Origin of the sequence: Variovorax sp. V35 (assembly GCF_041154465.1) — a bacterium.
GTDB lineage: Bacteria > Pseudomonadota > Gammaproteobacteria > Burkholderiales > Burkholderiaceae_C > Variovorax > Variovorax boronicumulans.
On record NZ_AP028666.1, the window covers coordinates 2,032,429 to 2,055,012 of the forward strand.

The following is a 22,584-nucleotide window of genomic DNA, read 5'->3' on the forward strand; positions in this document are numbered from 1 at the left end:
TTTCGGGCGCGGGCGCAGCCGGTCAAGTGCGTGTTTCGCAGGCGCCCGCGGCGCAGGGGCGGGGAGGGTCGCGCGGCCCATGCCGGCACCCGTGTCTTCCCCCTTGCCTTTCCCGGCGCGTCTCTGCACTGTCCGTCCACCCTGTGGCCCTCGGCGCATGAACGACCTGGAACCTCCACCTCCTCTTTCCGAACCCGGCCGCAGTGCGCCGCGGGCGAAGGCCGCCGATGCGGCCGGGTGGCGCCGCTGGCTGCCGGGACTGCGCACGCTGCGCGGGTACGAACTGGCCTGGCTGCGGCACGACATCGTGGCCGGGCTGGTGCTGACCACGATGCTGGTGCCCGTCGGCATCGCCTATGCGCAGGCGTCGGGCGTCCCCGGCATCCACGGCCTCTACGCGACCATCGTGGCGTTGCTCGCGTACGCCGTGTTCGGCCCCAGCCGGATCCTGGTGCTGGGCCCGGATTCCTCGCTGGCGGCCCTCATCCTGGCCGTCGTCCTTCCGCTGTCGGGCGGCGACCCGCAGCGAGCCATCGCCCTGGCGGGCCTGATGGCGATCGTGTCGGGCACGGTGTGCATCCTCGCGGGCGTCGCGCGCCTGGGCTTCGTCACCGAGCTTCTTTCCAAGCCGATCCGCTACGGCTACATGAACGGCATCGCGTTGACCGTGCTGATCAGCCAGCTGCCCAGGCTGCTGGGTTTTTCGGTCGAAGGCGACGCACCGCTGGCGACCCTGAAGGCCATCGCCGTGTCGGTGATGGAGGGCAAGACCCACGCGATCACGCTCACGGTCGGCGCGGGCACCCTGGCGGTCATCCTGCTGCTCAAGGGCCGCCGGCGTGTGCCGGGCATCCTGATCGCCGTGGTGGGCGCGACCGTGGCCGTCGGCGTGCTGGGCCTGGCGACGCGCGAGGGGGTGCCGGTGCTCGGCGCCCTCCCGCAAGGCCTGCCGGCGTTCGGCATTCCGTGGATCACCGCCGCCGACTTCGGCCCCGTGCTGATCGGCGGCTGCGCCGTCGCGCTCGTCTCGTTCGCCGACACCAGCGTGCTCTCCCGTGTCTATGCGGCACGCACCCGCACCCACGTCGACCCGAACCAGGAGATGGTGGCGCTGGGCGCCGCCAACCTGGCGGCCGGATTTTTCCAGGGCTTTGCCGTCAGCAGCAGTTCGTCGCGCACCCCCGTGGCCGAGGCCGCGGGCGCCAGGACCCAGCTGACCGGCGTCGTCGGCGCGCTGGCCGTTGCCCTGCTGCTGGTGGCGGCGCCGGACCTGCTGAAGAACCTGCCCACCAGCGCACTGGCCGCGGTCGTGATCGCATCGGCCATCGGCCTGATCGAGATTGCCGACCTGCGGCGGATCTACCGCATCCAGCGCTGGGAGTTCTGGTTGTCGATCGCATGCACGGTCGGCGTGGTCGTGCTGGGCGCCGTCGAGGGCATCGGCCTGGCCATCGTGATCGCGGTCATCGAATTCCTGTGGGATGCCTGGCGCCCCTATTCCGCGGTGCTGGGGCGCGCCGATGGCGTCAAGGGCTACCACGACATCACGCGCTATCCCGACGCGCGCCTCATCCCGGGCCTGGTCCTGTTTCGCTGGGATGCGCCGCTGTTCTTCGCCAATGCCGAGCTGTTCCGCGACCGGGTGGGCGAGGCCATGGCGTCGTCGCCTGCGCCGGTGCGCTGGCTGGTCGTTGCGGCGGAGCCCGTCACCAGCGTGGACGTGACCTCCGCCGACATGCTGGCCGAGCTGGTCGACAGCTTGCGCGACGCCGGCATCCAGCTGTGCTTTGCCGAGATGAAGGACCCCGTCAAGGACAAGCTGAAGCGCTTCGGACTCTTCGCGCGGCTGGGCGAAGCCGCGTTCTTTCCGACCGTCGGTGCCGCCGTCAGCGGGTACCTCAAGACCCATCCGGTGGAGTGGGTCGACTGGGAAGACGAAGGGCGCTGAGCCCTTGCGGCCCGCGGCATGCGCCTCCCATGGATGGGGGAGGCGACGTTTCGAGGCGGCTCCTAGCATCCGCGCACCCACAACGAGGAGCCTCCCGATGAAGATCGCCTTTACTTCCTGCTTCAGTGCCCAGACCTTCAAAGAACAACCTGTCTGGACCCAGGTGGGCGCGTCCGGCGCCACGCACCTGGTGCTGCTGGGCGACTCGGCCTACTACGACGCGGACGGCTCCAGCATGGGCGCCATCAAGGCCATGGGCGCCAACGACTTCGCGATCCACGCCTTCGGTCGGCTGCGCGACCAGCTGAACCAGAAGGAGTTCGCCAAGCTGGTGCGCAAGACCGACCTGCAGATCCATCCGATCTGGGACGACCACGACTTCCTGTGGAACGGTGCCTGCGGTGCGCAGATCGAGGGACAGCCTTCCTACCGGCACCTGCTGGACCCGACCCGCGCGGCGTTCCAGGAATACCGCAAGGCGTTGGATTCACACGATCCGAAGACTTTTCCCAAGGCCGGCGATCCCTGGGCCTCGGGCGTTCCCGAACCCGGCTACCGGCCCCTCATGCTGAGCAATGTCGGCGACCCGGACGGCGCCGTGATGCTGCACCTCACCGACGGCCGCAGCTACAAGGCCAAGGGCGGCGAGGACGCCGTGCTCGGCAAGAAGCAGATGAGCAAACTGAAGAAGGCCATCGAAGACTCGGACGAGAAGGCCGTGCACCTGATCGCCAGCGGCCTCACCTTCGAAGCCCGCCACGGCGAGACCTGGATGGATTGCGCGGCCGAGCACGCCGCGATCCTCAAGCTCGCGGAGAAGCGCCGCATCCTCATCCTCAGCGGCGACGTGCACGAGAACCGCTTCGCCGTGCCGTGGCCGGCGGGCCCCTGGAGCCTGTTCGAAGCCACGTCCTCCGGCGCCGCGCTGCGCACGGCCGTCACCGTCGGCGCGCTGCAATGCAACTGGGGGCTGGTCGACATCACGAAGGACCAGGTGAACATCGAGCTGTCGCAGCTGAACATGGACACGCGCCGCCGCGTCATCGACCGCAAGAAGTGGAAGATGCTGTAGGCGTGGCGGTGAGCGGGTTCACGGGCCGCTCCTGCGGCTTGCGAAGCAGGATCACGAGGCCGGAGATCAGGAAGTACACGGCGCCCACCGTCGCATAGCCTGCGAGCGTCTGCAGGACCGGGGCGTCGGTGCCTTGCCGTGCGACGAAGAGGCCGCCGGCCAGCGCGGACTGCGCGCCGCTCAGCATCATCACCCACTGCCCCCGATGGCTCTTTCGGCGGCGAACGGCCGTCGCCAGTTGCAGAAGGCCCGACACGATGGCCCAGGCGCCGAAGATGGCCAGGCCGATCTGGAGCCCGAGCACCAGCGAGGCCGCCACGGCTACGGTGACCAGTGCGCTGATCCAGGTGTTCAGCATCTGGCTGGGGTTGGCCCGGGGGCCGCCGGTCATCCGGGCGTCCACCAGGTTCGCCAGCGCGTCCCACGCCGGATAGACGACCAGCAGGATCGTCGTCAGCACCGGCGATTGCCTGGCGACGCTGAAGGCCAGCGCGACCCACACGAAGGAAAAGGCCGCACGGGTGAAGTAGAGCTTGCGCAGCCAGGCGGCCGGCTGCAGAGGGGGTTGGATGATGTCGGACATGGAAGGGGGGAGGTAGGAGGAGGGGGCGCGCCTCGCACGAGGCGGGTGCCACGATTCTTCTGCGTTCCCCCGGACCCCGGTATCGGTCGAATGACCGACACGCGCTGAACCGGCGGCTGTGCGATGCTGTGCGCTCGCCCCCGCGATCCCATGCCCGACGACACCACCCTCACCGCTTTCGACGCGGCCCGCGCGCTCGCCTTCATCGGCGACCTGAGCATGGGCCAGCCCATCGACCATTCGCTGCGCACCGCCTGGCTGGCCGGCATGATTTCGACACAGGCCGGCTGCAACGCCGCGCAGGTCGAGGTCGCGCAACACGTCGCGCTGCTGCGCTGGTCGGGCTGCACGGCGAACGCGCAGGAGTTCGCGGACTTCCTGGAAGACGACGTGCTGGGCCGGCGAGCCCTTCTGGCCTCCGCGCAACCGCGCATGCGCCAGCCCCACCAGGCGTCCATCCCCGGGGCCGTCGTGGCGATGGCCCAGATCCACTGCGAGATTGCCGGCGACATCGCGAACATGCTCGGCCTGGGGCCCGAGGCCGAAGCCGCGCTGCGCGCCGTCTTCGAGGCCTTCGACGGCAGCGGCGTCCCCGGCCTGCTGCAGGGCGAGGGCGTGCCGCTGGCCACCTACGTCGTGGCCCTGGCGAGCGATCTCGAGATCTTCAGCCGCCTCTACGGGCTCGACGAAGCCCTCACGCTCGCGCGGGGGCGCGCCGACAGCCTCTACCCCGGCTTCCTGGTCGACGCCTGCGCACCGCACGCTGTGGCGTGGATGACGCGGCTGGATGCGTCGCCCGCGCCGTGGACCGATGCCGCCGACCCGCCGGTGTCGATGCGTCGGCGCGTCGGGCTGGAACTCGTCGGCGACGTGAGCGACCTCAAGCTGCCGTGGATGACGGGCTACTCGCGGCGCGTGGCCCGGCTGGCGCGCGACTGCGGCGCCCAGCTGGGCATGAGCGAAGCGATGTGCCATCGCATCCACCGGGCCGGCCTGATCCACGGCATCGGGCGGGCCGCGGTGCCCAACGCCATCTGGAATGCGCCCGAGCCGCTGCCGGCCGCGTCGATGGAGCGCCTGCGGCTCGTGCCGTACTGGACGTCCCGCGCGGCGGGGCAGATCGACGGTCTCGCGGCAGAAGCAGAGATCGCCTCGTTCGCCTTCGAGCGGCGCGATGGTTCCGGTTATTTCCGTGGTCGCTCCGGCGCGTCGATGCCGCTCGAAGGGCAGGTCGTCGCGGCGGCCGAGCAGTGGGTGTCGCACCGCACCCGCCGCCCGTGGCGACCTGAACTGACCGACGCCCAGGCGCGCGATCGCATGCAGGCGGACGCCGAAGCCGGTCGCTTCGACGCGGAGGTCGTCGGCGCGCTGCTCGCCTGCGCGCTCTCGGGCACGCCTGCGAAGCCCGCGATGCCTGTGCAGGACGACGCGTCACTGTCCCAGCGCGAGCTGGACGTCCTGCGTTGCATCAGCCAGGGCGACAACACGAAGCAGGTCGCGCGTGCGCTGGGCATCAGTGCGAGCACGGTGCGCACGCACGTCGAACGCGTGTTCCGCAAGCTCGGTTGCTCGACCCGCGCGGCCGCCACGCTGAAGGCCTCTGCCAGGGGCCTGCTGTAGCGGGCCGCGCCGGCCGTCCCATCGACTAAGCGGCCACAGGCTCCGGCCGAACCGCCCGCGCAGGCGCTGCGCTGTCGAGCTGCCCGCGCAGCATCTCCCACCGCACGCGCGCCGACACGATGCTTTCTTCCTTCACGTGCCCGAAGCCGCGGATCTGCTCCGGCAGGCGCGCCAGCGACAGGGCGGTGTCGAAGTCGATGCGCTCGAAGCGCGCGAGCAGGTCTTCGACCATCGCGCGGTAGTCGGCAGCCAGCTGGCGCTCCATGCGGCGCTCGGCGGTCCGGCCGAACGGATCGAGCGCCGTGCCGCGCAGGCCGCGCAGCTTCGCGAGCACGCGGAAGGCGCCGAGCATCCACGGGCCGAAGCTGGTCTTGACCGCGCGGCCTTCGGCATCGCGACGGCCCAGCATCGGCGGTGCCAGGTGAAAGCGCAGCACCGGCTTGCCTTCGAACTGCTCGCCGAGCTTCTCCATGAAGCGCGGGTCGGCATACAGCCGCGCCACCTCGTACTCGTCCTTGTAGGCCATGAGCTTGAACAGGCCCGAGGCCACGGCCTTGGCCAGCACCGTGCTGCCGCGCGTGCGCTGTTCGGCCTCGCGCACGCGTTCGACGAGGTCCGCGTAGCTGCGCGCGTAGGCCGCGTTCTGGTACGCCGTGAGGAACGCGGTGCGGTCGGCCACCAGCGCTTCGAAGCTCTGGGGTTTCTGCAGCGACACCACCTGCGCCGGCGCGGCCTGGCGCGTGACGGCCGCGAGGTCGAGCGCCGCCTTGCGGCCCCAGCGAAACGCCGCCTGGTTGGCCTTCACGGCCACGCCGTTGATCTCGATGGCCTTGTCGAGCGCCTGCGCCGACAGCGGCACGAACCCCTTCTGGAACGCGAAGCCCAGCAGGAACAGGTTGGCCGCGATGGCGTCGCCCATGAGGCGCGTGGCCAGTTGCGTGGCGTCGATGAAGTCGGCGCGGCCTTCGACCGATTCCTCGATGAGCGCACGCACCTGCGCGGCGGGGAACTGCCAGTCGGGCTGCTGCGCGAAGTGCCCGGTCGGCTGTTCGAAGGTGTTGACCAGCGCGTAGGTGCGGCCCGGCCGCATGCGCGCGATGGCGTCGGGCGCGCCGGCCGTGAGCATGTCGCAGCCCAGGATCAGGTCGGCCTCGCCGGTGGGAATGCGCTGCGCCTTCAGCTGCGCCGCGTCGCGCGCGATGCGCACGTGCGAGGTGACCGAGCCGTTCTTCTGCGACATGCCCGTCATGTCGAGCACGCTCACGCCCTTGCCTTCGAGGTGCGCCGCCATGCCGATCAGCGCGCCGATGGTGATCACGCCCGTGCCGCCGATGCCGGTGATCAGGATGTTGTGCATGCCTTCGAGCGCGAGCGGCGCCGGTGCGGGCAGGGCGGGCTCCTCGGCGGCCTTCACGGCCACGGGGGCGTGCTTGCGCGGCTTCACGCCTTCGACCGTCACGAAGCTCGGGCAGAAGCCCTTGATGCACGATTCGTCGGCGTTGCACGCGCTCTGGTCCACGCTGCGCTTCAGGCCCAGGTCGGTTTGCTTCGGTAGGAGGGCGGTGCAGTTCGACTGCTCGCCGCAGTCGCCGCAGCCTTCGCACACGGCGTCGTTGATGAACACGCGCCGCGCGGCGGGAGGAAACTCGCCCTTCTTGCGGCGGCGGCGCTTCTCGGCCGCGCACACCTGGTCGTAGATCAGCACCGACACGCCCTCGAAGCCGCGCAGCTCGCGCTGCACCGCGTCCATGTCGTCGCGGTGGTGCACGCTCAGCGCAAAGAGGCCGTCGCGGTCGGGCGGCAGCAGGCTGCGGTCGGCCCAGCGCGTCGGGTCCTCGGCCACCAGCGCGATGCGCTTCACGCCTTCGGCCGCCACCTGGTGCGCGATGCGCGGCACGGTGATCGGCCCGTCGACCGGCTGGCCGCCCGTCATCGCGACCGCGTCGTTGTAGAGGATCTTGTAGGTGATGTTCACGCCCGCCGCCACGGCCGCGCGAATCGCGAGCGAACCCGAGTGGTAGTAGGTGCCGTCGCCCAGGTTCGCGAACACGTGCTTGCGCTTGGAGAACCACGCCTGCCCGAGCCACGGTGCGCCTTCGCCGCCCATGTGCGTGGTGGTGCGGTTGTGCTCGGGGTAGATGGCCGTGGCCATCACGTGGCAGCCGATGCCCGCGAGCGCCAGGCTGCCCTCGGGCACCTTGGTCGAGGTGTTGTGCGGGCAGCCCGCGCAGTACCAGGCCGGTCGCGAGGGCGTGGCCACGGCCTTGCCGAGCACCACGTCTTTCGCGTCGAGGATCGCCAGCCGCATGCGGATGCGGTCGCTGGTGTGAAAGCGCGCCACGCGCCCGGCAATGACGCGCGCGATCTGCGCCACCGAGAAATCGGCCGTGGCCGGCAGCAGCCACTGGCCGCGCGGGTGCGCGCCCCATTCGCCCTGTTCGTCGAACTTGCCGATGACACGCGGGCGCACGTTCTCGCGCCAGTTGTACAGGTGCTCCTTGAGCTGGTACTCGACGATCTGGCGCTTCTCTTCGACCACCAGGATTTCTTCGAGCCCGTCGGCAAACTCGCGGATCGAGTCGGGCTCCAGCGGCCAGGGCATCGACACCTTGAACAGGCGGATGCCGATGCGCGCGGCCTCGTCGGCATCGATGCCCAGTTCTTCGAGCGCTTCGAGCACGTCGCGGTACGACTTGCCCGAGGCCACGATGCCCAGCCGCGCCTGCGGCGAATCGATGGTCACGCGGTTCAGGCGGTTCTCGCGCGCGTAGGCGATGGCGGCGTAGATCTTGTAGTCCTGCATCAGCGCTTCCTGCTTGCGTGCCTGCACGCCGAGCGTGTCGGTCGACAGGCGCGCATGCACGCCGCCGGGCGGGAACGCGAAGTCCTTCGGCAGGCGCGTGTGCACGTCGAGCGCGCCGGCGGCAATCGAGCCCGACGACTCCACCGTGTCGGCCAGCGCCTTGAAGCCGACCGGCAGTCCGGCAAAGCGCGACATCGCAAAGCCGTGCAGGCCCAGCTCGATGTATTCCTCCACGCTCTGCGGATAGAGCATGGGGATCATCGAGGCGGCGAACAGGTGATCGCTCTGGTTGGGCAGGGTGGACGACGACGCGCCGTGGTCGTCGCCCGCCACCAGCAGGATACCGCCCTTGGGCGAGGTGCCCGCGTGGCTCATGTGCTTGAACACGTCGCCGCAGCGGTCCACGCCGGGCGCCTTGCCGTACCACATGGCGAACACGCCATCGACCGCGCTCTCGCCGGTCAGGTGCACCTGCTGCGTGCCCCACACGGCGGTGGCGGCCAGCTCCTCGTTCACGCCAGGCAGGAATTTGACGGCGTTGGCTTCGAGCTGCGGCTGGGCTTTCCACAGCGCTTCGTCCAGGCCGCCGAGCGGCGAGCCGCGGTAGCCCGAGACAAAGCCCGCGGTGTTCAGGCCGGCCTGCTGATCGCGCCATTTCTGCACGAGCATGAGACGCACCAGCGCCTGGATGCCGCTCAGGTAGATCCGGCCTTCGGTGGCCGTGTATTTGTCGTCCAGCGCAACGCTGGCGAGTTCGTGGGTTGCCATGAGAAAAAAAGACTCCGGGTAGGACTCGTGGAATGCGGGCGTGGCCCCGGTAGAGGGCCGGCCCGCGAAACGCCTCGTCGGGGTTGCCGCCGAGACAGCGACGATTCTTTCGCACCCCGGCCCGAAAGTGCTTCTTCGTTTCGACGGGGAAACCCGCATTCCGGAAGAACCATCGCCGCCGCCGTCGATTCGCCGAAAGGCCTTCGGTCATGCGTCCACAACCGCGCAGGCCCGACAATGTCCGCCCGATCGACCGAGGACCCGATGAGACCCGACCTGGATTCGCTGGCGCTGTTCCTGCGCGCCATTGAGCACGGCAGCCTGTCCAAGGCGGCCGCCGAGAGCCACATGGTGCTGTCGGCCGCGAGCCGGCGCCTGGCCATCCTCGAGAGCCAGCTCGGCGTGGGGCTGCTCAACCGCACCTCGAAGGGCGTGACGCCCACGGGCGCGGGCGAGTCGCTGGCCATGCATGCGCGCCAGATCCTGCGCGACGTGGACCGCATGCGCGCCGACCTGTCGGACTACGCGCAGGGCGCCACCGGCCGCGTGCGGCTGCATGCCAACGCGTCGGCCATGGGCCAGTTCCTGCCCGACGACGTGGCGAGCTTTCGGCTGCGCTACCCCGAGATCCGCGTGAGCGTGGAAGAGCACCGCAGCGTCTACATCGTGCAAGCGATTCGCGACCGCCAGGCCGACGTGGGCGTGATCACCAGCGAGGCGGTCGACCCGGCGCTGCACTTCATTCCGTACCGCACCGACCGGCTCGTGGCCATCGTGCGCCAGAAGCATCCGTGGCGCGGGCGCGAGGTGTCGTTCGAAGAACTGCTCGACTTCGACTTCGTGGGACTCGAAGACGACTCGGCCATCTCCCGCACCATGGAAGACGCCGCGATGAGCGCACGCAAGGTGCTGCGCCTGCGTGTGCGCGTGAAGAGCTTCGAGGCCGTGTGCCGGATGATCGAAGCGGGAATGGGCGTGGGCATCCTGCCCGAGGGAGCGGCGGTGACTTACCGCAAGGAGATGAAGCTGCGCTTCATCAACCTCACCGATGCGTGGGCTTCACGACGGATGTACTTGTGTACGCGGCAGGAGGCGTTGAGCTTTCCGCAGCGTCGGTTGGTGGACCATCTGCTGGCGAGAGGGATGCCGTAGGGCGCGGGTTCATTCGGCGCGACGCAGGAACACATGCATGGCGCGCTCGCCCGCCACCTGCCGTTCGCAGCGGTAGCCCAGCGCCGGCAGATCCAGGCCTGCGAACAGCGCTTCCCCCTGGCCCAGCAGCACCGGCCGCAAGGCCAGGTGCAGTTCGTCGATCAGGCCGGCCTTCAGGTATTCGCGCACGGTGGCCACGCCACCGCCCACCCGCACGTCACGCTCACCCGCGGCGGCCCGTGCCTGCGCCAGCGCATCATGGATGCCGCCGGTGACGAAGTGGAAGGTGGTGCCGCCTTGCATCGTCAGTGGTGGGCGGGCATGGTGGGTCAGCACGAAGACCGGCACGTGGTAGGGAGGCTCGTCGCCCCACCAGCCTTTCCAGCTCTCGTCGGGCCAGGGACCGCGCACCGGCCCGAACATGTTGCGCCCGAGGATCCAGGCCCCCATATCGGCGAAGCCTTGCTCGGCCATCTCGTTGTCGATGCCGGTCTCGCCATTTGTCTCGCCCGTCTGAAGCATCTGCTGCCAGACACGCGTGGGCATGAACCAGTCCATGAGTTCAGGGCCGCGAACGCCCAGCGGATGCGCCAGACTCTGGTCCGGGCCGGCCGCGAAGCCATCGAGCGAAACACCGAAGCTGCGCACAAGCAATCGAGGCATGGGGTTGTCTCCTGCAAAAGCGGAGCCGCAGTTTAGACCTTGCAACACCGTTGAAAGAGGAGCCGAAGGACATGACACTCAAGCGAATGGACAACATCCTGATCGTTGTCGACGATCTGGAAGCGGTGAAGGCGTTCTTTGTCGCGCTGGGCCTGAAGCTCGAGGGCCAGACCACGGTGGAAGGGCCTGCTGTCGGCAGCCTCATCGGGCTGGGAGATGTCCGGGCCACCCTCGCCATGCTGCGAACGCCCGATGGGCAGGGAATCGAACTGGACAAGTTCCACACGCCGGATGCGGTCCGGTTCGGGCCCGTGAATGCGCCAGTGAACACCCTGGGTCTTCGCCGCATCATGTTTGCCGTCGATGGCATCGATGCGGTCGTTGCGCGGATGCAAGCCCATGGCGCGGAACTCATCGGCCAGATGCAGTACGAGACCTCCTACCGGCTCGCCTATACCCGGGGGCCCGAGGGCATCATCGTCGGGCTTGCCGAGCAGTTCGGCTGAGGCTCAAAAAAAAGAGCCCCTGCCGCCCGGCAAGCGGGCAACAGGGGCGTTGCACGCATGCAGCAATGGCTGCGCAGTCCTTCGTCGCAGATGTCGACAGGTCGCGTTCGTGGCGCCGTGGCGCTGCGCAGGCGCGATAGGTATGCAACAACATCCAGAACGCAGTGCGCAGCTGTCGGAGTTCACGTCCACCAGGTGGCGCGGGGCTGTCGTCGCGCGGCGTCTTTTGCCGGCGCGCAGGAAGAAGCGCGGGGCGAGGCGCCAACCCGTCCGTCAACGCCTGCGCTCTGCTTCTTGCTCTCAGTACAAATGAACCGGGTAGCTGCCGCCGGCGGTATTGCCCGAATTGGGCTCTGCAGGCTGCGAGACCGCCAGCGTGCCGCCGTCGGCCGAGAGCGCCAGGGAGACGGCGAACCCGGCACTGCCAGTGCTCGCGTCCGGGCCCTCCAGGCGGGCCTGTTGGGCCCAAGCCCCGCTCGTGCGCGTGTACACGTACGCCGCACCTGGGAGACGGAGGTTCAAGAACCCGGCGCGTGCGCAGTTCTCCCCGACCGCCAGCGTGGCGCCATCCGCCGACAGGGCCACGCCGCCCATGCCGAAGCATCGATCGGCGCTCGTGGTCGGGGGCTTGACGTAGCCCTGCTGGGCCCAGCTGCCATCTGCACGGCTGAACACATACACGGTGCCAGCCGGACGCACGCGGGTGCCCCCCTGGTCGCCATCGATGTCAGTGACGCTGCTGACCTCGCCGGGTGCCGCGACCGCCAGCATGGTGCCGTCAGCCGAGAGGGCAACGCTCAGGCCAAAAATCACGCTGGCAGGGTTGGACGCCTTCAGATAGGCCTGCTGAGCCCAGGTGCCGTTCGTGCGGGCGTACACGTACACCGCACCTGCGGGGAACGTGCTGTTGTCCGGGTCTGCGTACCCGCCGGCCTTGACGCCCGAGGTGCCGCTGTCCTCGGACGGCGCCCCGACCGCCAGCGTGGCGCCGTCGGCTGAGAGCGCCACGCTCATTCCGAAGTTGGCCCCTGCATCGGTGTTCGAGGCCTTCACGTAGGCCTGCTGGACCCACGTGCCGTTGCGGTGGGCGTACAGGTACGCCGCGCCTGCGTAGGGTGCACTGTTGTTGAGCTGGTCGCCGTCAATGCTGGTCGCGCCGCTTGCTTCAGAGGGCGCCCCGACCGCCAGCGTCGCGCCATCGGCAGAGAACGCCACGCTGCTGCCGAAGCGGCTGCCCGCCGTCCTCGCGCCTTTCACATAGGCTTGCTGGGCCCAGATGCCGTTCCGACGGGTATAGACGTACACCGCGCCGGTGTCGGTCGCGCTGTTGTCCGCTTGGTCGGCATCGATGCCGTAGGCGCCGCTGTCCTCGGCGGGCGCACCGACCGCCAGCGTCGCGCCATCGGCTGAGAGCGCCACGCTCATTCCGAAGTTGTCCCCTGCATCGGTGTTCGAGGCTTTCACATAGGCCTGCTGGACCCAGGCGCCGTTCACGCGGGTGTACACGTACACCGCGCCGGCCCCCTGTGCGCTGTCGTTCGACTGGTCGCCTCCAATGCCGGTGGCGTTGCTGTCCTCCCGGAGCGCGCCGACTGCGAGCGTGGTGCCATCGCCTGACAAGGTCATGCTGATGCCGAACAGGTCGTCAACGCTGGCGTTGGACGCCTTGACGTGGCCGATGGCCTTGACCGGGTCGGGCACGAGCGCGGCCGAGGCCGGCCCGCAGCCCGACGCGTTGCACGCCCGCACGGTGTAGCTGGCGTTCAGGCGCAGGTGCAGCGCCACGGTGTACTGCAGCGTGGTCACGCCCACGTTGGCGCCGACCTGGCTGGCATTCGCCGCACCGGCGCCGTCGGGGTCTTCCTGCAGTTGGTAGTAGCTTGCCCCTGCCACCGGGCTCCAGCTGAAGTCGTAGCGCTGGGCTGCATAGCCCACGGCCAGGTCGGCCGGCGCGCTGGCCGGCACGGGCACCGCCACGCCCTGGCAGCTCACGGCGACGTCGCTCACCGGCGCATCCGCCTGGCCCCGATCGTTGACCACCGCGCACAGCTGGCCCTCGGGTTGGGCGAAGACGGTGACCTGGTAGCGCGCGCCGCTGGCCACCGGCGTGGTGAAGCGGAAGGCGCCATCGGCCGCGATGGCCAGGTCGTCGCCCGCGTTGTTCTGCAGCACGAGGCCGGGTGCCGCCAAGCCGCTGACCGTGCCGCCGATGGCATAGGTTGCAGTGGGCGGCGCTGTCGGTGCAGTGCCTACAGTCGAAGGAGGTACGGCCCCAGTGGCTGAACCGCGATGGTCCCCACCGCCGCAGCTGGCGAGCAGCGTCGCCGTCAGCAGCGTGGCCGAGGCCGCCGAGCGCCGACCTTGCCAGCAGGTCCAGAGACGGCGTGAGCAATGGGTGGCAAGGGCGGACGCTGCCAGCGCCTCGTTCCAGATACTGGACAGCGCAAGCCGATGAAGAGAAAGGGACGAGCGCATGGGGGCCTTGATGGATGCAGACCGGCGCGATCCTAAGCACGCGCTGGTGGGAGCGCATTGGACTAAAGTCTCATGCCCGCCGCCGTTTTTGCCCGTTCGCCAACAGCGAAGCCTTACCAGGGGATGCTTCGCCCGCTCAAGAATTTCTTTGGCTCTCGAGAAAACGTCGGCTTTGAAGCGCTGCCAAGGTCGGCTCAGGGCCCAAAGCGGCCGGCCACGCACGCCGAAAGCGGCCATTCGACACCGTGGTTGAACCGCACCACGAAGCACCACCTTGGGACCGGCTGCTAGCCGTGTGGACTGCCGGTTCGCTCGTAATTCCCGATGTAGCGCTCAGTAGGCATTGCGGTTCCGGTAGCGATGAGCTTGCTAGTCCGTCTTTCAACAAGGATCGGGGCATTGCCTGCGATCGCGTAGCGCACGTCACGCGTCTCGTGCCATTTTTTTGAGGTGTAGAAGAACACCCACCCCCAAGGCTTTTCAAGGGTCTGCTCGTCAAGAAGAATGAGCTCGTCATCATCTGGGAGCCACTCCACCCTTCCGCAAACAGATTCAGCAACGAGCTGTCGAGCTTCCTCTTTCGTGATCATGCTATTGGACGCCTGTCATTTGGATGGTCTGCTTATGGCTGAATGTAGCCCACTGGCGGTCGGCACCACACGGCCCCAAGTTGACCTATGCCTCTACGCGGGGAAGCGCGGCAGCTTGGCTTTCTCGACGGCGGTTCTGAACGCTATGTCCCATGCAGTCCACTGCTCCGGCGACGCCTGGCCCTCAATGGTTATGCCGGATGGCTCAAACGACGCTTCTAAGCATGGCTCGTCAGAAGAATCACTGAAGAAGCCCATCGAGCCTGGCCGTGCCCCCGGCAATCCAAGAAGCAGCCTGCCCAGAGTTGCGACCTCACCTTCGGTCAGACTTCCCGTGTAGATGGTGTATGTCCCACCGATCTTTAAGAGCGGTCGAGCCGCCAAATCGTGCTCGTTCCAAGGCTGGAACCAGCCTTCTAAGCCCTCGATATGTTCTTCGCTGGTCATGAGTGCTCTTCTACTTCCGCTTTTGGCTGCTACCGGACCCGGTTGGCGTGTCGTTCGACGAAGAGTTTCGCATCGGCCAAAGTCGCAGGATATTGCACGAGTAGCCCACTGGGCTGTTCGCGGATGGATTGAAAGCGGAACCCATGGCTGACGAGATACTCGACTTTGCACCACTGATCAACGTCGCTCATCCTGGGCGCTGAGAACTTGCGACTGAGCATTACCATGGGGCCGTGGCACTGCGGGCAGAGCCTAGGGAGCGCTCGCATAGGCTTCTTGAAGGACTTATGACACGAGAAACAGACGTGCGGAAACAGGTGCTTCTGTTCTTGGCGCGGCTTGGCAAAGTACGAATGGTGTCTGAACTTCTTCATGCTTCTGATCTGGGCTCGGAGGGCCGCTCTTGGCCGACTGTAGCCGGTCGGGCTTCCGCAGCGAAGGGCCCCAAGCGGAAGTACATCCCGACGAAAAGCAGACCTTCCCTCAGCCTTGCAGTTCAACGTTCGTGTCGGTCAAGGTCAGGCCGTCGAACGAGGTGATGCAGACCCAATGTCCCCAGAACATCTCTCCGGCCGTGTAGGAGAGAGAAAGCAACTTGGCACCCGTTACATCAAGCGCCACTGGGGTGAGCGCTGAGACAAATTGCGCCTCGGTGAGGAGCGGCTTCTCGAACTCCTCGGTTCTGCCATCGGCCTTTAGAACCGCGCCAAACCGCCACTCACTGTTGTATGACGTCAAGAAATCAGCAGCGACAAGTGCTCTGCAGCGAACATCAAGTTCCGCAAGCATAGAGACTGCATCCGCCGCTAAAGCGAGCGCGGCTTCCATTGGGTCTCCATCCGGAGCGACGCTGATGTCAATTGTCATGCCGCCCACCGTGACTGCGCCTCCCAGAACGCCTGAGACTTTCTCGCTTGACTCAAGTCGACCCAAAATTGGATGGTCAACGGCGTCCAGACGAACGAATGGAGGCTTCTTCTTTATCAGTCCAAACAACGCGAATCCTTCACTAAAAGCGAACGGTCAGCATTATTTCGAGCGGCCGCTTCTGGCCGAGGCCGACCGTCATGACTTGCGAACTCGTCGACGCTTGAACCTCAAAAATATGCCAACAGCGAGGACGATCAAGACGGCCCCTAGGACGACCTGCCCAATGATCGCCGCCAAGGCAGCTCCTGAAAGGAGGCCAAGCCCAAGAATGCCGTCGATGAAGCCGAGTGCGAGATCGAGCTTCGTGCTGGGGGAATACTTTCCCTTCATATATCCGGCCGCGTTTTCGAATTTTGAGTCGAGTTGCGAGCGACTGGACGTGGCCAGGAGCAAGCTATGACTGCTGACCAGCTCCAACGCGGTCAACGACGATCGAAGGTCGGTAAGCACGCACCAGTATCGCGACAGCGATGCCAGAAGCCCAAGCTACCGAGAACCAAATGGCGTCAGACGAAGTGTCGAGCGACAAACGTCCGGTCGCCGCCAATGCGATGACGCTGATTACGTCATAGGCCAACAGAACAGCACCGATGATCACTGCCACCTTCAATCGCTGGTCAAAGAGCCGGGCTGAGCCTGCAAGAACTCCACTGCAAGAAGAAATTCCATTTGTTCCCAGGCAAAGGAGGAGCAGCTTTATCGTCGGATCGTCCGGATAGAGGTTGCGAATTGACGCAAGCCCGACAACGAAAAGCATCAACAGGTAAACGACAAAAGCGACAAAAAAGGCAAGCAAGATTCGCTTCAGCAATGACCAGCCAGGAATCGCGCTCATCTTCCCCTCCTCTTCATAGTTCGAAATCATGCGGTCTCACTTTCACCCACTACATCTCAGATTGAAGAGCCGTAGTGAACGACTGGTTGTGGCCGCGATGGGACCTTCAAGGAACCAACTCACTGACTACGCCGATTCCGACAATCCTTGCACCTTCTAAGATCTGAAATTGTGATCCAACGACCAGATCCCCGTAGTCGACATTGGGTGCATAGATGAACGCGACCTCAGCATCTGTACAAATTCCGGGCTGAATCGGCTCGCTGGATTCATCGCCCGAAAAGACCATCCCCAAGTACTCTCCACTACCGACGCGAAAATGAGGTCTGTACTTTCGGGTCAAGTACGCGGGCATCGTTCGACCGCTAACTTCCGCGGCAACGAACTGAACTATCACCTTCGCACCGGGCATATATTGGGCTTGATCGTATGACTGCTGGGGAACGAACTGGAGCCGGATTGTGAGCGTCGGGTTCTGGCCGCGACGCGTCATGCTTCGCGGCACTCTGAAATCTAGTCCATATGGATGGCGATGGTCTTCGAATCGAGCGCAATTTTTTGCAGCGTGCGATAGAAATTGCCGTCCTGCCAACGGCGCAGGACGTCGGTGTTCACAAAGCGGAGCACGCACTCCCCAGGCCAACCTGGTCCCCCCGCGCTCAGTGCATCCCAGAGCGCGTCGAAATTGCGGCCAAAGAGTTGTGCACCCTCCGGTTGTGTCGTCGACAGGTAGGCTGCCCAAAAATCTGCTTCGTCGTTGAACTCACTGCAGTCGATGATGAATTCACGCATTACTCATGACGTTCGAAATTGAGGGGACGAGGTGGAAGTCTGCTATTGGCCGACTGGAGCCAGCAGCATGCTACCTTCCGAACCGATACGGCTCGTTGGAATCACAGATGGACGTACATCAGCCTCGCCGCCCGCACCGACCCGGTTGGCTGCCCGTTGTCGACGCCGCGCGTTGCACGGGCTGCGGCTGGTGCGTCGCCGCGTGCGACCTTCACCTTCTCAGTCTCGAAGTCGAGCAATGGAAGAAGTTGTCGACGCTTCAGGACGCGGATCGGTGCACGGGCTGCAGCGATTGCGCAGTGACTTGCCCTTTTCATGCGATCACCATGCGAAAGGGCTGAAACGCCCCCGGCGTCCGGCTCGCCGCCCAGGCAATCCGCAGACCCGGGCGCGTGAGCCGGACGGTCGCGGGTGCCACGCCCCGTTCGACCATCCCGAAGAAGTATCTTCCCGAGGCCTCTACCCCGGCTCAGCTTTGGGGCTTTGCGAATTCCTCTGCGCTCATCATCTCCAGGCCGACGAACGGAGCGTTGCCTTCGACCCATGCGTCGTGGCCCGGCGGAATGGTGTACGACATGCCTTCCTCGATGACGGTCTGCGAGCCGTCATTCATTTGCACGGTGATCCGGCCGGACACCGCATACCCGACGTGAGCCACCTGGCAACTGTCCGTGCCCACGACCGGCTTGATGCACTTCGACCAGCGCCACCCGGGCTCGAACTTGAAGCGTCCGAGCGTGTAGCCCTCGAGGCGGACCACTTCGACCCGGGTCTTCTCGGGCTCCCGAACCTCATCCGGTTCGTCATGGGATTTCGTCTGAAGCTTGTTGACGTTCATCGGGCTTGCCATCGCGACTCTCCTTGCGACACGAGTGAGCAAACAGTCCGCGGCAGTCTCGTGCCGAACCGCACGTGAACGATGGAATGGTAGTCCTGGGCCACGCGTGCAGTGATCTATTTCTTGCACGGAAGTGCCGGTCTTTCGAAGAGCGTCATGTGGCAGTTTGCGTAAGCCGGGTTACAGAAAATCTTCGTCCACCACCAGCGACAGCACGGACCAGCGCAGTCGCTGGGCCCAGTTCGATTCGGGCTCCCGGTTAAGCACCCAGCGACGTCCGTCGCGCAGGAAGCTCCATTGCAAGCCGCCTCGCAGAGGTACCTCGCTCACGGTGAAGCTCGCGGGCATGCGCACGCGCTGGATCAGGTCGGCCAGCTCGCCGGCCAGCGCGGGGCTGTCGACGATCAGGCCCAGTTCGGTGTTGCAGTGCGCCGAGCGCCGGTCCATGTTCATCGAGCCCACGTAGAACCATCGCCGGTCGACCACCGCGAGCTTGGCGTGCAGGCGCCCAAGCGAGCCGCGGCTGCTTTCGGTGTCGCTCCAGGCGGGATGCGCTTCGCTGGCCGGCATCAGCTCATACAGCATGGCGCCCATCTGCAAGAGCGCGCTGCGGTAGCGCGCGTAGCCATAGTGCACCAGCGGTTCGTCGGTGGTGGCGAGCGAATTGGTCATCAGCGACACGCGCGCGCCCTCGCGGCTCGCATGGCTCAGGGCCTCGATCATGCGGGGCATGGGCACGAAGTAGGGCGAAACGACAAGCACCTCCGAGCGCGCGGTCCGGAAGAGGTCAAGGTTCGCGGCCATGACCGCGCCCTCGCGGCCTTGGGGCGCTGCGGCTTCTTCGACGTTGCCGCCGGCATCATCAGCGAAACGGCCTGGCACCGCCGCGTCCGCAACCACGCGCACCTGCGCAGGCACCAGCGCGACGCGCCCCTGCGCCAGCTGCACACCGACCGGGCCGCGTCCCAGCGCATCGGGTTCGTCGGCAGCAGGCATGAAGCGCGCGAGGTCGCGCACCAGCGCGGCGAAGCGTTCGCGCGCAGGAGCCGCTGCCGGGGCGCTTTCGGCCGCGATGGCTTCGAAGGGATAGGACAACGGTCCGTTCCAGAAGGCGTCGAAGCTCGCCGACAGCGCGCGCACCGCCGGCCCAGCCACCAGCGCGTCCATGTCGATGAAGTTCGCCGGCTTGCTGCGTCCGAAGTACTCGTCGGCGATGTTGCGTCCGCCGGTGATGGCGAAGCTGTTGTCGGCAATGAAGAGCTTGTTGTGCATGCGCCGGTTCACGCGGCCGATCTCGTGCAGCGACAGCAGCACGCGCGTGCGCAGGCCACCGCTGCGCACCGGCAGCGGGTTGAAGACGCGCACTTCCACGTTGGCGTGCGCGGCCAGCCCGGCCAGCATCTCGTCGTCTCCGCCCGTGTACAGGTCGTCGACCAGCAGGCGCACGCGCACGCCGCGCTGCGCCGCGTCGCGCAGCTCGCGCAGGAACTGCCGCCCCGCGCTGTCTGGGGCCACCACGTAGTACTGCGCGTCGACGGTGTGCCGTGCGGCCTGCGCGAGTGCGATGCGTGCGTCGAAGGCCTGATCGCCGCCGGGCAGCAGGCGCACGCCGGATACATCGGGCATCGCGGACATCGCGCTGTCCGCAGCCGGCAGCGACGCGGCGGCGATGCGCGCCAGGGGGCTGTCCCCGAGGTCGGTGCGCGCGTGCGACGCGACACGGGGTACCTCGCCGGGCAATGCGGCGCAGCCCGCCAGCAGCGAGACGGCGAGCATGGCCGTGGCGCAGAGCCAGCGGGCGAGCGCCGCATGCTGCAGCGCCAGGATGCACAAGCGGCACGCAAGGGGCTCCCATGCGGCACGCAGCGCGGCAAGAGATTGGGGGGTGTTCATGGCGGACCTCGGTGCATCGGATGCGAAGTGGCGATCGATGCAGCCAGTTTTCCGCGCGGCGCCCGCCGCAACCATTGCGCGCAGCGCCTAGTCCCCGGCGTGGCCATTCGACTAGGCCTTTGGTGTAGGTGCGCACGCTCGCTTCTTGGGGGGCTTTGCGCTAATCTGCATTCAGGACGGGGAGGGTCACCGTAGACGAGAGGCCTGTATGAAGGTTCTGCTGGTCGATGACCACGAGATCGTCTGGAACGGCACGCGCCTGCTGCTGGAGCGCATGGCCGCCGAGATCGAACCCGGCCGCCCCTTCCATTTCGACGCCGTGCGCGACGCCGAACAGGCCTGCCAGCGCGACCCCGCCGGCATCGACCTGCTGCTGCTCGACTACCACCTGCCCCAGCTCTCCGGGCTGGCGGCGCTCAAGGCCGTGAAGGCGCATTTCGAGGCCACGCCCGTGTGCATGCAGTCGGCGGAAAGCTCGCCGCAGCGCGTGCGCGAGGTCATCGAGGCCGGCGCGGCCGGCTTCATTCCCAAGTCGTACCGGCTCGAGGACATGGAGGCCGCCCTGCGCGTGGTGCTGCGCCACAAGATCTACCTGCCGGCCGAGTTCGTGCTGGCCGACGACGTGACCCGCGCGCGCGACCCCGACGAGCTGCCGCGCGAAGACCTCGCCGGCTTCCTGCGCGTCGAGCTGTCGCCGCGCCAGCGCGAGGTGCTGGCGCTGGCGATGCGGGGCATGCCGGTCAAGCTGATCGCGCGTCAGCTGCTTATTGCCGAGGGCACCGTGAAGGTGCACCTGTCGATGGTCTACCGGGCGCTGGGCGCGCGCAACCGCACCGATGCCATGTGCCGCGTCTTCGACGCGCAGGCGGCATGGGCGCTCGAGGCTGCGTGAGCATGCCGGCCGCGCTGGACGATCTGGACGAGCGGCGCCTGCAGGTGGTCGCCGAGCAGGCCGTGGGGTTGCGCTGGCAGATCCTGCTCACCGCCGTCGTCGTCGCGGCCATCGTCTGGCGCGACGTGCCGACGCCCTGGGTGCTCGGCTGGTTCGCGGCGGTGATCGCCAGCCGCGAGTGGCGCGCCGCCGCGCTCGCGCGCATGGCCGCAGACCGTGCCCGCCCCATCGCCGCGCGGCTGCGCGCCACCGTGCGTTGGAACGTGCTGATCGGCGCCTGCAACGGCTCCGCGGCGCTGTTCATGGCCCGGCTCGACCCGACGCTGGACGCGGTCCTCACGATGATCCTGGTGTCCTGGGGCGCGGGCGCCGTGTCCACCAGCGCGACCGTGATGCCCGCCTTCCTGGCTTACGCAGGGCTGCTCTTCGTGCCCACGGCCGCCATGTGGCTGGTGGCCGGCGGCTGGCTCGGCGGGGGCGTGGCCGCGCTGGTGCTGATGTTCTTCGGCGTGCAGACGCGCTTTGCCCGGCGCAACCTGCAGACCTTCGAGGAGTCGTTCGGCATCCGCGCCGAGAACCAGGCGCTGGCCACCTCGCTGGAGTTCGAGCGCGCGCAGCTGGCCATCGCGCGCGACCAGGCGGTGCGCGCCAACAACGACAAGAGCCGCTTTCTGGCCGGCGCCAGCCACGACCTGCGCCAACCCTTGCAGGCGATGGCGCTCAACGTGGGGGCGCTGCGCCACGTGGCGATGGCGCCCGATGCGCGCGCGATCGTCGAGGTGGTCGACAGCAGCCTGGAGCAACTGCGCGCCATGCTCGACGCGCTGCTCGACGTCTCGAAACTCGACGCCGGCGTGGTGGTGGCCCAGCCGCAGCGCGTGCAGATCGACCGGCTGTTGACCGCCGTGATGGCCAGCTTCGGCGCCGCGGCGGCGGCGCGCCGGGTCGCGCTGCACACCGACTGTCCGCCCGGCCTGGCGGTGCGCACCGACCCCGACCTGCTGCGCCGCATGCTGGCCAACCTCGTGGACAACGCGATCAAGTTCTCGCCCGCGGGCGGGCAGGTCGAGGTGCGGGTCCGTACGCAGGACCCATTGGACGCATCGGACGCCGGGGTCGAGCTGACCGTGCAGGACAGCGGCCCCGGCATCGCACCCGAGAACCACCGGCTCGTGTTCGAGGACCTGGTCCAGCTCCACTCGGCGGGCTCCGGCGCCACGCCTGCCGCGGGGCATGGCCTGGGCCTGGGCATCGTGCGGCGGATGGCCGAGCTGCTGGGCGTGCCGGTCGAGCTCGAGTCCCGCCTCGGCGCGGGCGCCTGCTTTCGCCTGCGGCTGCCGCGCGCCGCGCCTGTCGGTGCCGATGGCTCAGAGGGTGACGGCGCCGGCGCGACGTGGAGCCTGGCCGGGCGCTGCGTGCTGGTGCTGGAGGACGACCCGATGGTGCGCGGCGCCTACCTCAACGCGCTGGGCGCGATGGGCTGCCGCGTGCTGTCCGCCGCCACGCTCGATGAGGCCCTGGCGCAGGTCGACGAGCCCGATGCGGTGGTGCTCGACTGCCGGCTCGGCGGCGGCGTCTCGGGCTTCGATGCCGTCGGGCGCCTGCGCGCGCAGCGCTCCGCACAGCCGGCGCTGCCCATCGTCATGGTCACGGCCGACACCGACCCGGCGGTGGTCGAAGCGGCGCGGCGTCAGGCGCTGCCGCTGCTGCGCAAACCTGTCGACGACCAGACGCTCGGCCGCGCGCTGGCCGCAGCCATCGAGCATTCCTGAAACCG

The 22,584-nt window shown here is 67.4% G+C and carries 20 protein-coding genes; 8 read left to right on the top strand and 12 right to left on the bottom strand.

The features are described 5' to 3' along the window. Positions 1–157: 157 nt before the first annotated feature. Both ACAM42_RS09410 and ACAM42_RS09415 read left to right on the top strand, forming a co-directional pair. A complete protein-coding gene (locus ACAM42_RS09410; protein WP_369631828.1) occupies positions 158–1,948 on the top strand; it encodes a SulP family inorganic anion transporter in 1,791 nt (596 codons plus the stop codon). Between the two features lie 97 nt (positions 1,949–2,045). Then, a complete protein-coding gene (locus ACAM42_RS09415) occupies positions 2,046–3,020 on the top strand; it encodes a hypothetical protein (RefSeq protein ID WP_369631829.1) in 975 nt (324 codons plus the stop codon). On the opposite strand, the gene ACAM42_RS09420 is transcribed toward ACAM42_RS09415, so the two are convergent. Continuing rightward, the gene (locus ACAM42_RS09420; protein WP_369631830.1) at positions 2,989–3,603 is read right to left on the bottom strand and encodes a DUF308 domain-containing protein; all 615 of its coding nucleotides are present in this window, start codon (positions 3,601–3,603) and stop codon (positions 2,989–2,991) included. The genes ACAM42_RS09415 and ACAM42_RS09420 overlap by 32 nt on opposite strands. Positions 3,604–3,753: 150 nt before the next feature. Between ACAM42_RS09420 and ACAM42_RS09425 the strand changes: the two genes are divergently transcribed. Then, entirely contained in the window at positions 3,754–5,223 is a 1,470-nt protein-coding gene (locus ACAM42_RS09425; RefSeq protein ID WP_369631831.1) for an HD domain-containing phosphohydrolase, read from the top strand. Between the two features lie 25 nt (positions 5,224–5,248). Here the strand turns inward: ACAM42_RS09425 and ACAM42_RS09430 are convergent, their stop codons facing one another. After that, positions 5,249–8,794 (bottom strand): indolepyruvate ferredoxin oxidoreductase family protein, encoded by a 3,546-nt coding sequence (locus ACAM42_RS09430; RefSeq protein ID WP_369631832.1) that lies wholly within the window; start codon positions 8,792–8,794, stop codon positions 5,249–5,251. A 264-nt stretch (positions 8,795–9,058) separates the two neighbouring features. Between ACAM42_RS09430 and ACAM42_RS09435 the strand changes: the two genes are divergently transcribed. Beyond that, a complete protein-coding gene (locus tag ACAM42_RS09435) occupies positions 9,059–9,946 on the top strand; it encodes a LysR family transcriptional regulator (RefSeq protein WP_062472076.1) in 888 nt (295 codons plus the stop codon). 9 nt (positions 9,947–9,955) lie between these two features. On the opposite strand, the gene ACAM42_RS09440 is transcribed toward ACAM42_RS09435, so the two are convergent. Beyond that, the gene (locus ACAM42_RS09440; RefSeq protein ID WP_369631833.1) at positions 9,956–10,609 is read right to left on the bottom strand and encodes a dihydrofolate reductase family protein; all 654 of its coding nucleotides are present in this window, start codon (positions 10,607–10,609) and stop codon (positions 9,956–9,958) included. Between the two features lie 71 nt (positions 10,610–10,680). On the opposite strand from ACAM42_RS09440, the gene ACAM42_RS09445 reads away from it, so the two are divergent. Beyond that, positions 10,681–11,115 carry a VOC family protein gene (locus tag ACAM42_RS09445; RefSeq protein ID WP_369631834.1) on the top strand — a complete coding sequence of 145 codons (435 nt, stop codon included), beginning with the start codon at positions 10,681–10,683 and terminating at the stop codon, positions 11,113–11,115. Positions 11,116–11,415: 300 nt separating this feature from the next. Here the strand turns inward: ACAM42_RS09445 and ACAM42_RS09450 are convergent, their stop codons facing one another. The 7 genes from ACAM42_RS09450 to ACAM42_RS09480 form a co-directional block, all read right to left on the bottom strand. Continuing rightward, positions 11,416–13,305 carry an integrin gene (locus ACAM42_RS09450; RefSeq protein WP_369631835.1) on the bottom strand — a complete coding sequence of 630 codons (1,890 nt, stop codon included), beginning with the start codon at positions 13,303–13,305 and terminating at the stop codon, positions 11,416–11,418. A 572-nt stretch (positions 13,306–13,877) separates the two neighbouring features. Then, on the bottom strand, positions 13,878–14,180 hold the full coding sequence (locus ACAM42_RS09455) for a YrhB domain-containing protein (protein ID WP_369631836.1): 303 nt from the start codon (positions 14,178–14,180) through the stop codon (positions 13,878–13,880). A gap of 93 nt (positions 14,181–14,273) precedes the next feature. Beyond that, a complete protein-coding gene (locus ACAM42_RS09460) occupies positions 14,274–14,627 on the bottom strand; it encodes a hypothetical protein (RefSeq protein WP_369631837.1) in 354 nt (117 codons plus the stop codon). 483 nt (positions 14,628–15,110) lie between these two features. Then, positions 15,111–15,623, bottom strand: coding sequence for a DUF2262 domain-containing protein (locus ACAM42_RS09465; protein WP_369631838.1), 513 nt, complete (start codon positions 15,621–15,623; stop codon positions 15,111–15,113). 69 nt (positions 15,624–15,692) lie between these two features. After that, entirely contained in the window at positions 15,693–15,950 is a 258-nt protein-coding gene (locus ACAM42_RS09470) for a hypothetical protein (protein WP_369631839.1), read from the bottom strand. Position 15,951: 1 nt separating this feature from the next. Further along, positions 15,952–16,422 (bottom strand): hypothetical protein, encoded by a 471-nt coding sequence (locus ACAM42_RS09475; protein WP_369631840.1) that lies wholly within the window; start codon positions 16,420–16,422, stop codon positions 15,952–15,954. 483 nt (positions 16,423–16,905) lie between these two features. Next, on the bottom strand, positions 16,906–17,184 hold the full coding sequence (locus tag ACAM42_RS09480) for a barstar family protein (RefSeq protein WP_153284738.1): 279 nt from the start codon (positions 17,182–17,184) through the stop codon (positions 16,906–16,908). Positions 17,185–17,291: 107 nt separating this feature from the next. Here ACAM42_RS09480 and ACAM42_RS09485 point away from each other — a divergent pair, with 107 nt between their 5' ends. Beyond that, positions 17,292–17,525: an ATP-binding protein gene (locus ACAM42_RS09485; protein ID WP_082818010.1), complete on the top strand. Its 234-nt coding sequence runs from the start codon at positions 17,292–17,294 to the stop codon at positions 17,523–17,525. 128 nt (positions 17,526–17,653) lie between these two features. Here the strand turns inward: ACAM42_RS09485 and ACAM42_RS09490 are convergent, their stop codons facing one another. Next, on the bottom strand, positions 17,654–18,034 hold the full coding sequence (locus tag ACAM42_RS09490) for a cupin domain-containing protein (protein ID WP_095946719.1): 381 nt from the start codon (positions 18,032–18,034) through the stop codon (positions 17,654–17,656). A gap of 168 nt (positions 18,035–18,202) precedes the next feature. Beyond that, entirely contained in the window at positions 18,203–19,915 is a 1,713-nt protein-coding gene (locus tag ACAM42_RS09495) for a phosphatidylserine/phosphatidylglycerophosphate/cardiolipin synthase family protein (RefSeq protein WP_369631841.1), read from the bottom strand. Between the two features lie 208 nt (positions 19,916–20,123). Here ACAM42_RS09495 and ACAM42_RS09500 point away from each other — a divergent pair, with 208 nt between their 5' ends. Together ACAM42_RS09500 and ACAM42_RS09505 are read left to right on the top strand one after the other, a co-directional pair. Next, a complete protein-coding gene (locus ACAM42_RS09500) occupies positions 20,124–20,807 on the top strand; it encodes a response regulator transcription factor (protein WP_070061668.1) in 684 nt (227 codons plus the stop codon). A 2-nt stretch (positions 20,808–20,809) separates the two neighbouring features. Beyond that, on the top strand, positions 20,810–22,579 hold the full coding sequence (locus ACAM42_RS09505; RefSeq protein ID WP_369632750.1) for an ATP-binding protein: 1,770 nt from the start codon (positions 20,810–20,812) through the stop codon (positions 22,577–22,579). Positions 22,580–22,584: the final 5 nt, after the last annotated feature.

Coding starts and splice junctions, on each gene's coding strand:
- ACAM42_RS09490 (WP_095946719.1), bottom strand. CDS start 18,034: ATGGCAAGCCCGATGAACGTCAACAAGCTTCAGACGAAATCCCATGAC.
- ACAM42_RS09475 (WP_369631840.1), bottom strand. CDS start 16,422: ATGATTTCGAACTATGAAGAGGAGGGGAAGATGAGCGCGATTCCTGGC.
- ACAM42_RS09425 (WP_369631831.1), top strand. CDS start 3,754: ATGCCCGACGACACCACCCTCACCGCTTTCGACGCGGCCCGCGCGCTC.
- ACAM42_RS09435 (WP_062472076.1), top strand. CDS start 9,059: ATGAGACCCGACCTGGATTCGCTGGCGCTGTTCCTGCGCGCCATTGAG.
- ACAM42_RS09440 (WP_369631833.1), bottom strand. CDS start 10,609: ATGCCTCGATTGCTTGTGCGCAGCTTCGGTGTTTCGCTCGATGGCTTC.
- ACAM42_RS09415 (WP_369631829.1), top strand. CDS start 2,046: ATGAAGATCGCCTTTACTTCCTGCTTCAGTGCCCAGACCTTCAAAGAA.
- ACAM42_RS09460 (WP_369631837.1), bottom strand. CDS start 14,627: ATGACCAGCGAAGAACATATCGAGGGCTTAGAAGGCTGGTTCCAGCCT.
- ACAM42_RS09455 (WP_369631836.1), bottom strand. CDS start 14,180: ATGATCACGAAAGAGGAAGCTCGACAGCTCGTTGCTGAATCTGTTTGC.
- ACAM42_RS09445 (WP_369631834.1), top strand. CDS start 10,681: ATGACACTCAAGCGAATGGACAACATCCTGATCGTTGTCGACGATCTG.
- ACAM42_RS09495 (WP_369631841.1), bottom strand. CDS start 19,915: ATGAACACCCCCCAATCTCTTGCCGCGCTGCGTGCCGCATGGGAGCCC.
- ACAM42_RS09485 (WP_082818010.1), top strand. CDS start 17,292: ATGGACGTACATCAGCCTCGCCGCCCGCACCGACCCGGTTGGCTGCCC.
- ACAM42_RS09430 (WP_369631832.1), bottom strand. CDS start 8,794: ATGGCAACCCACGAACTCGCCAGCGTTGCGCTGGACGACAAATACACG.
- ACAM42_RS09480 (WP_153284738.1), bottom strand. CDS start 17,184: ATGCGTGAATTCATCATCGACTGCAGTGAGTTCAACGACGAAGCAGAT.
- ACAM42_RS09410 (WP_369631828.1), top strand. CDS start 158: ATGAACGACCTGGAACCTCCACCTCCTCTTTCCGAACCCGGCCGCAGT.
- ACAM42_RS09500 (WP_070061668.1), top strand. CDS start 20,124: ATGAAGGTTCTGCTGGTCGATGACCACGAGATCGTCTGGAACGGCACG.
- ACAM42_RS09505 (WP_369632750.1), top strand. CDS start 20,810: ATGCCGGCCGCGCTGGACGATCTGGACGAGCGGCGCCTGCAGGTGGTC.
- ACAM42_RS09420 (WP_369631830.1), bottom strand. CDS start 3,603: ATGTCCGACATCATCCAACCCCCTCTGCAGCCGGCCGCCTGGCTGCGC.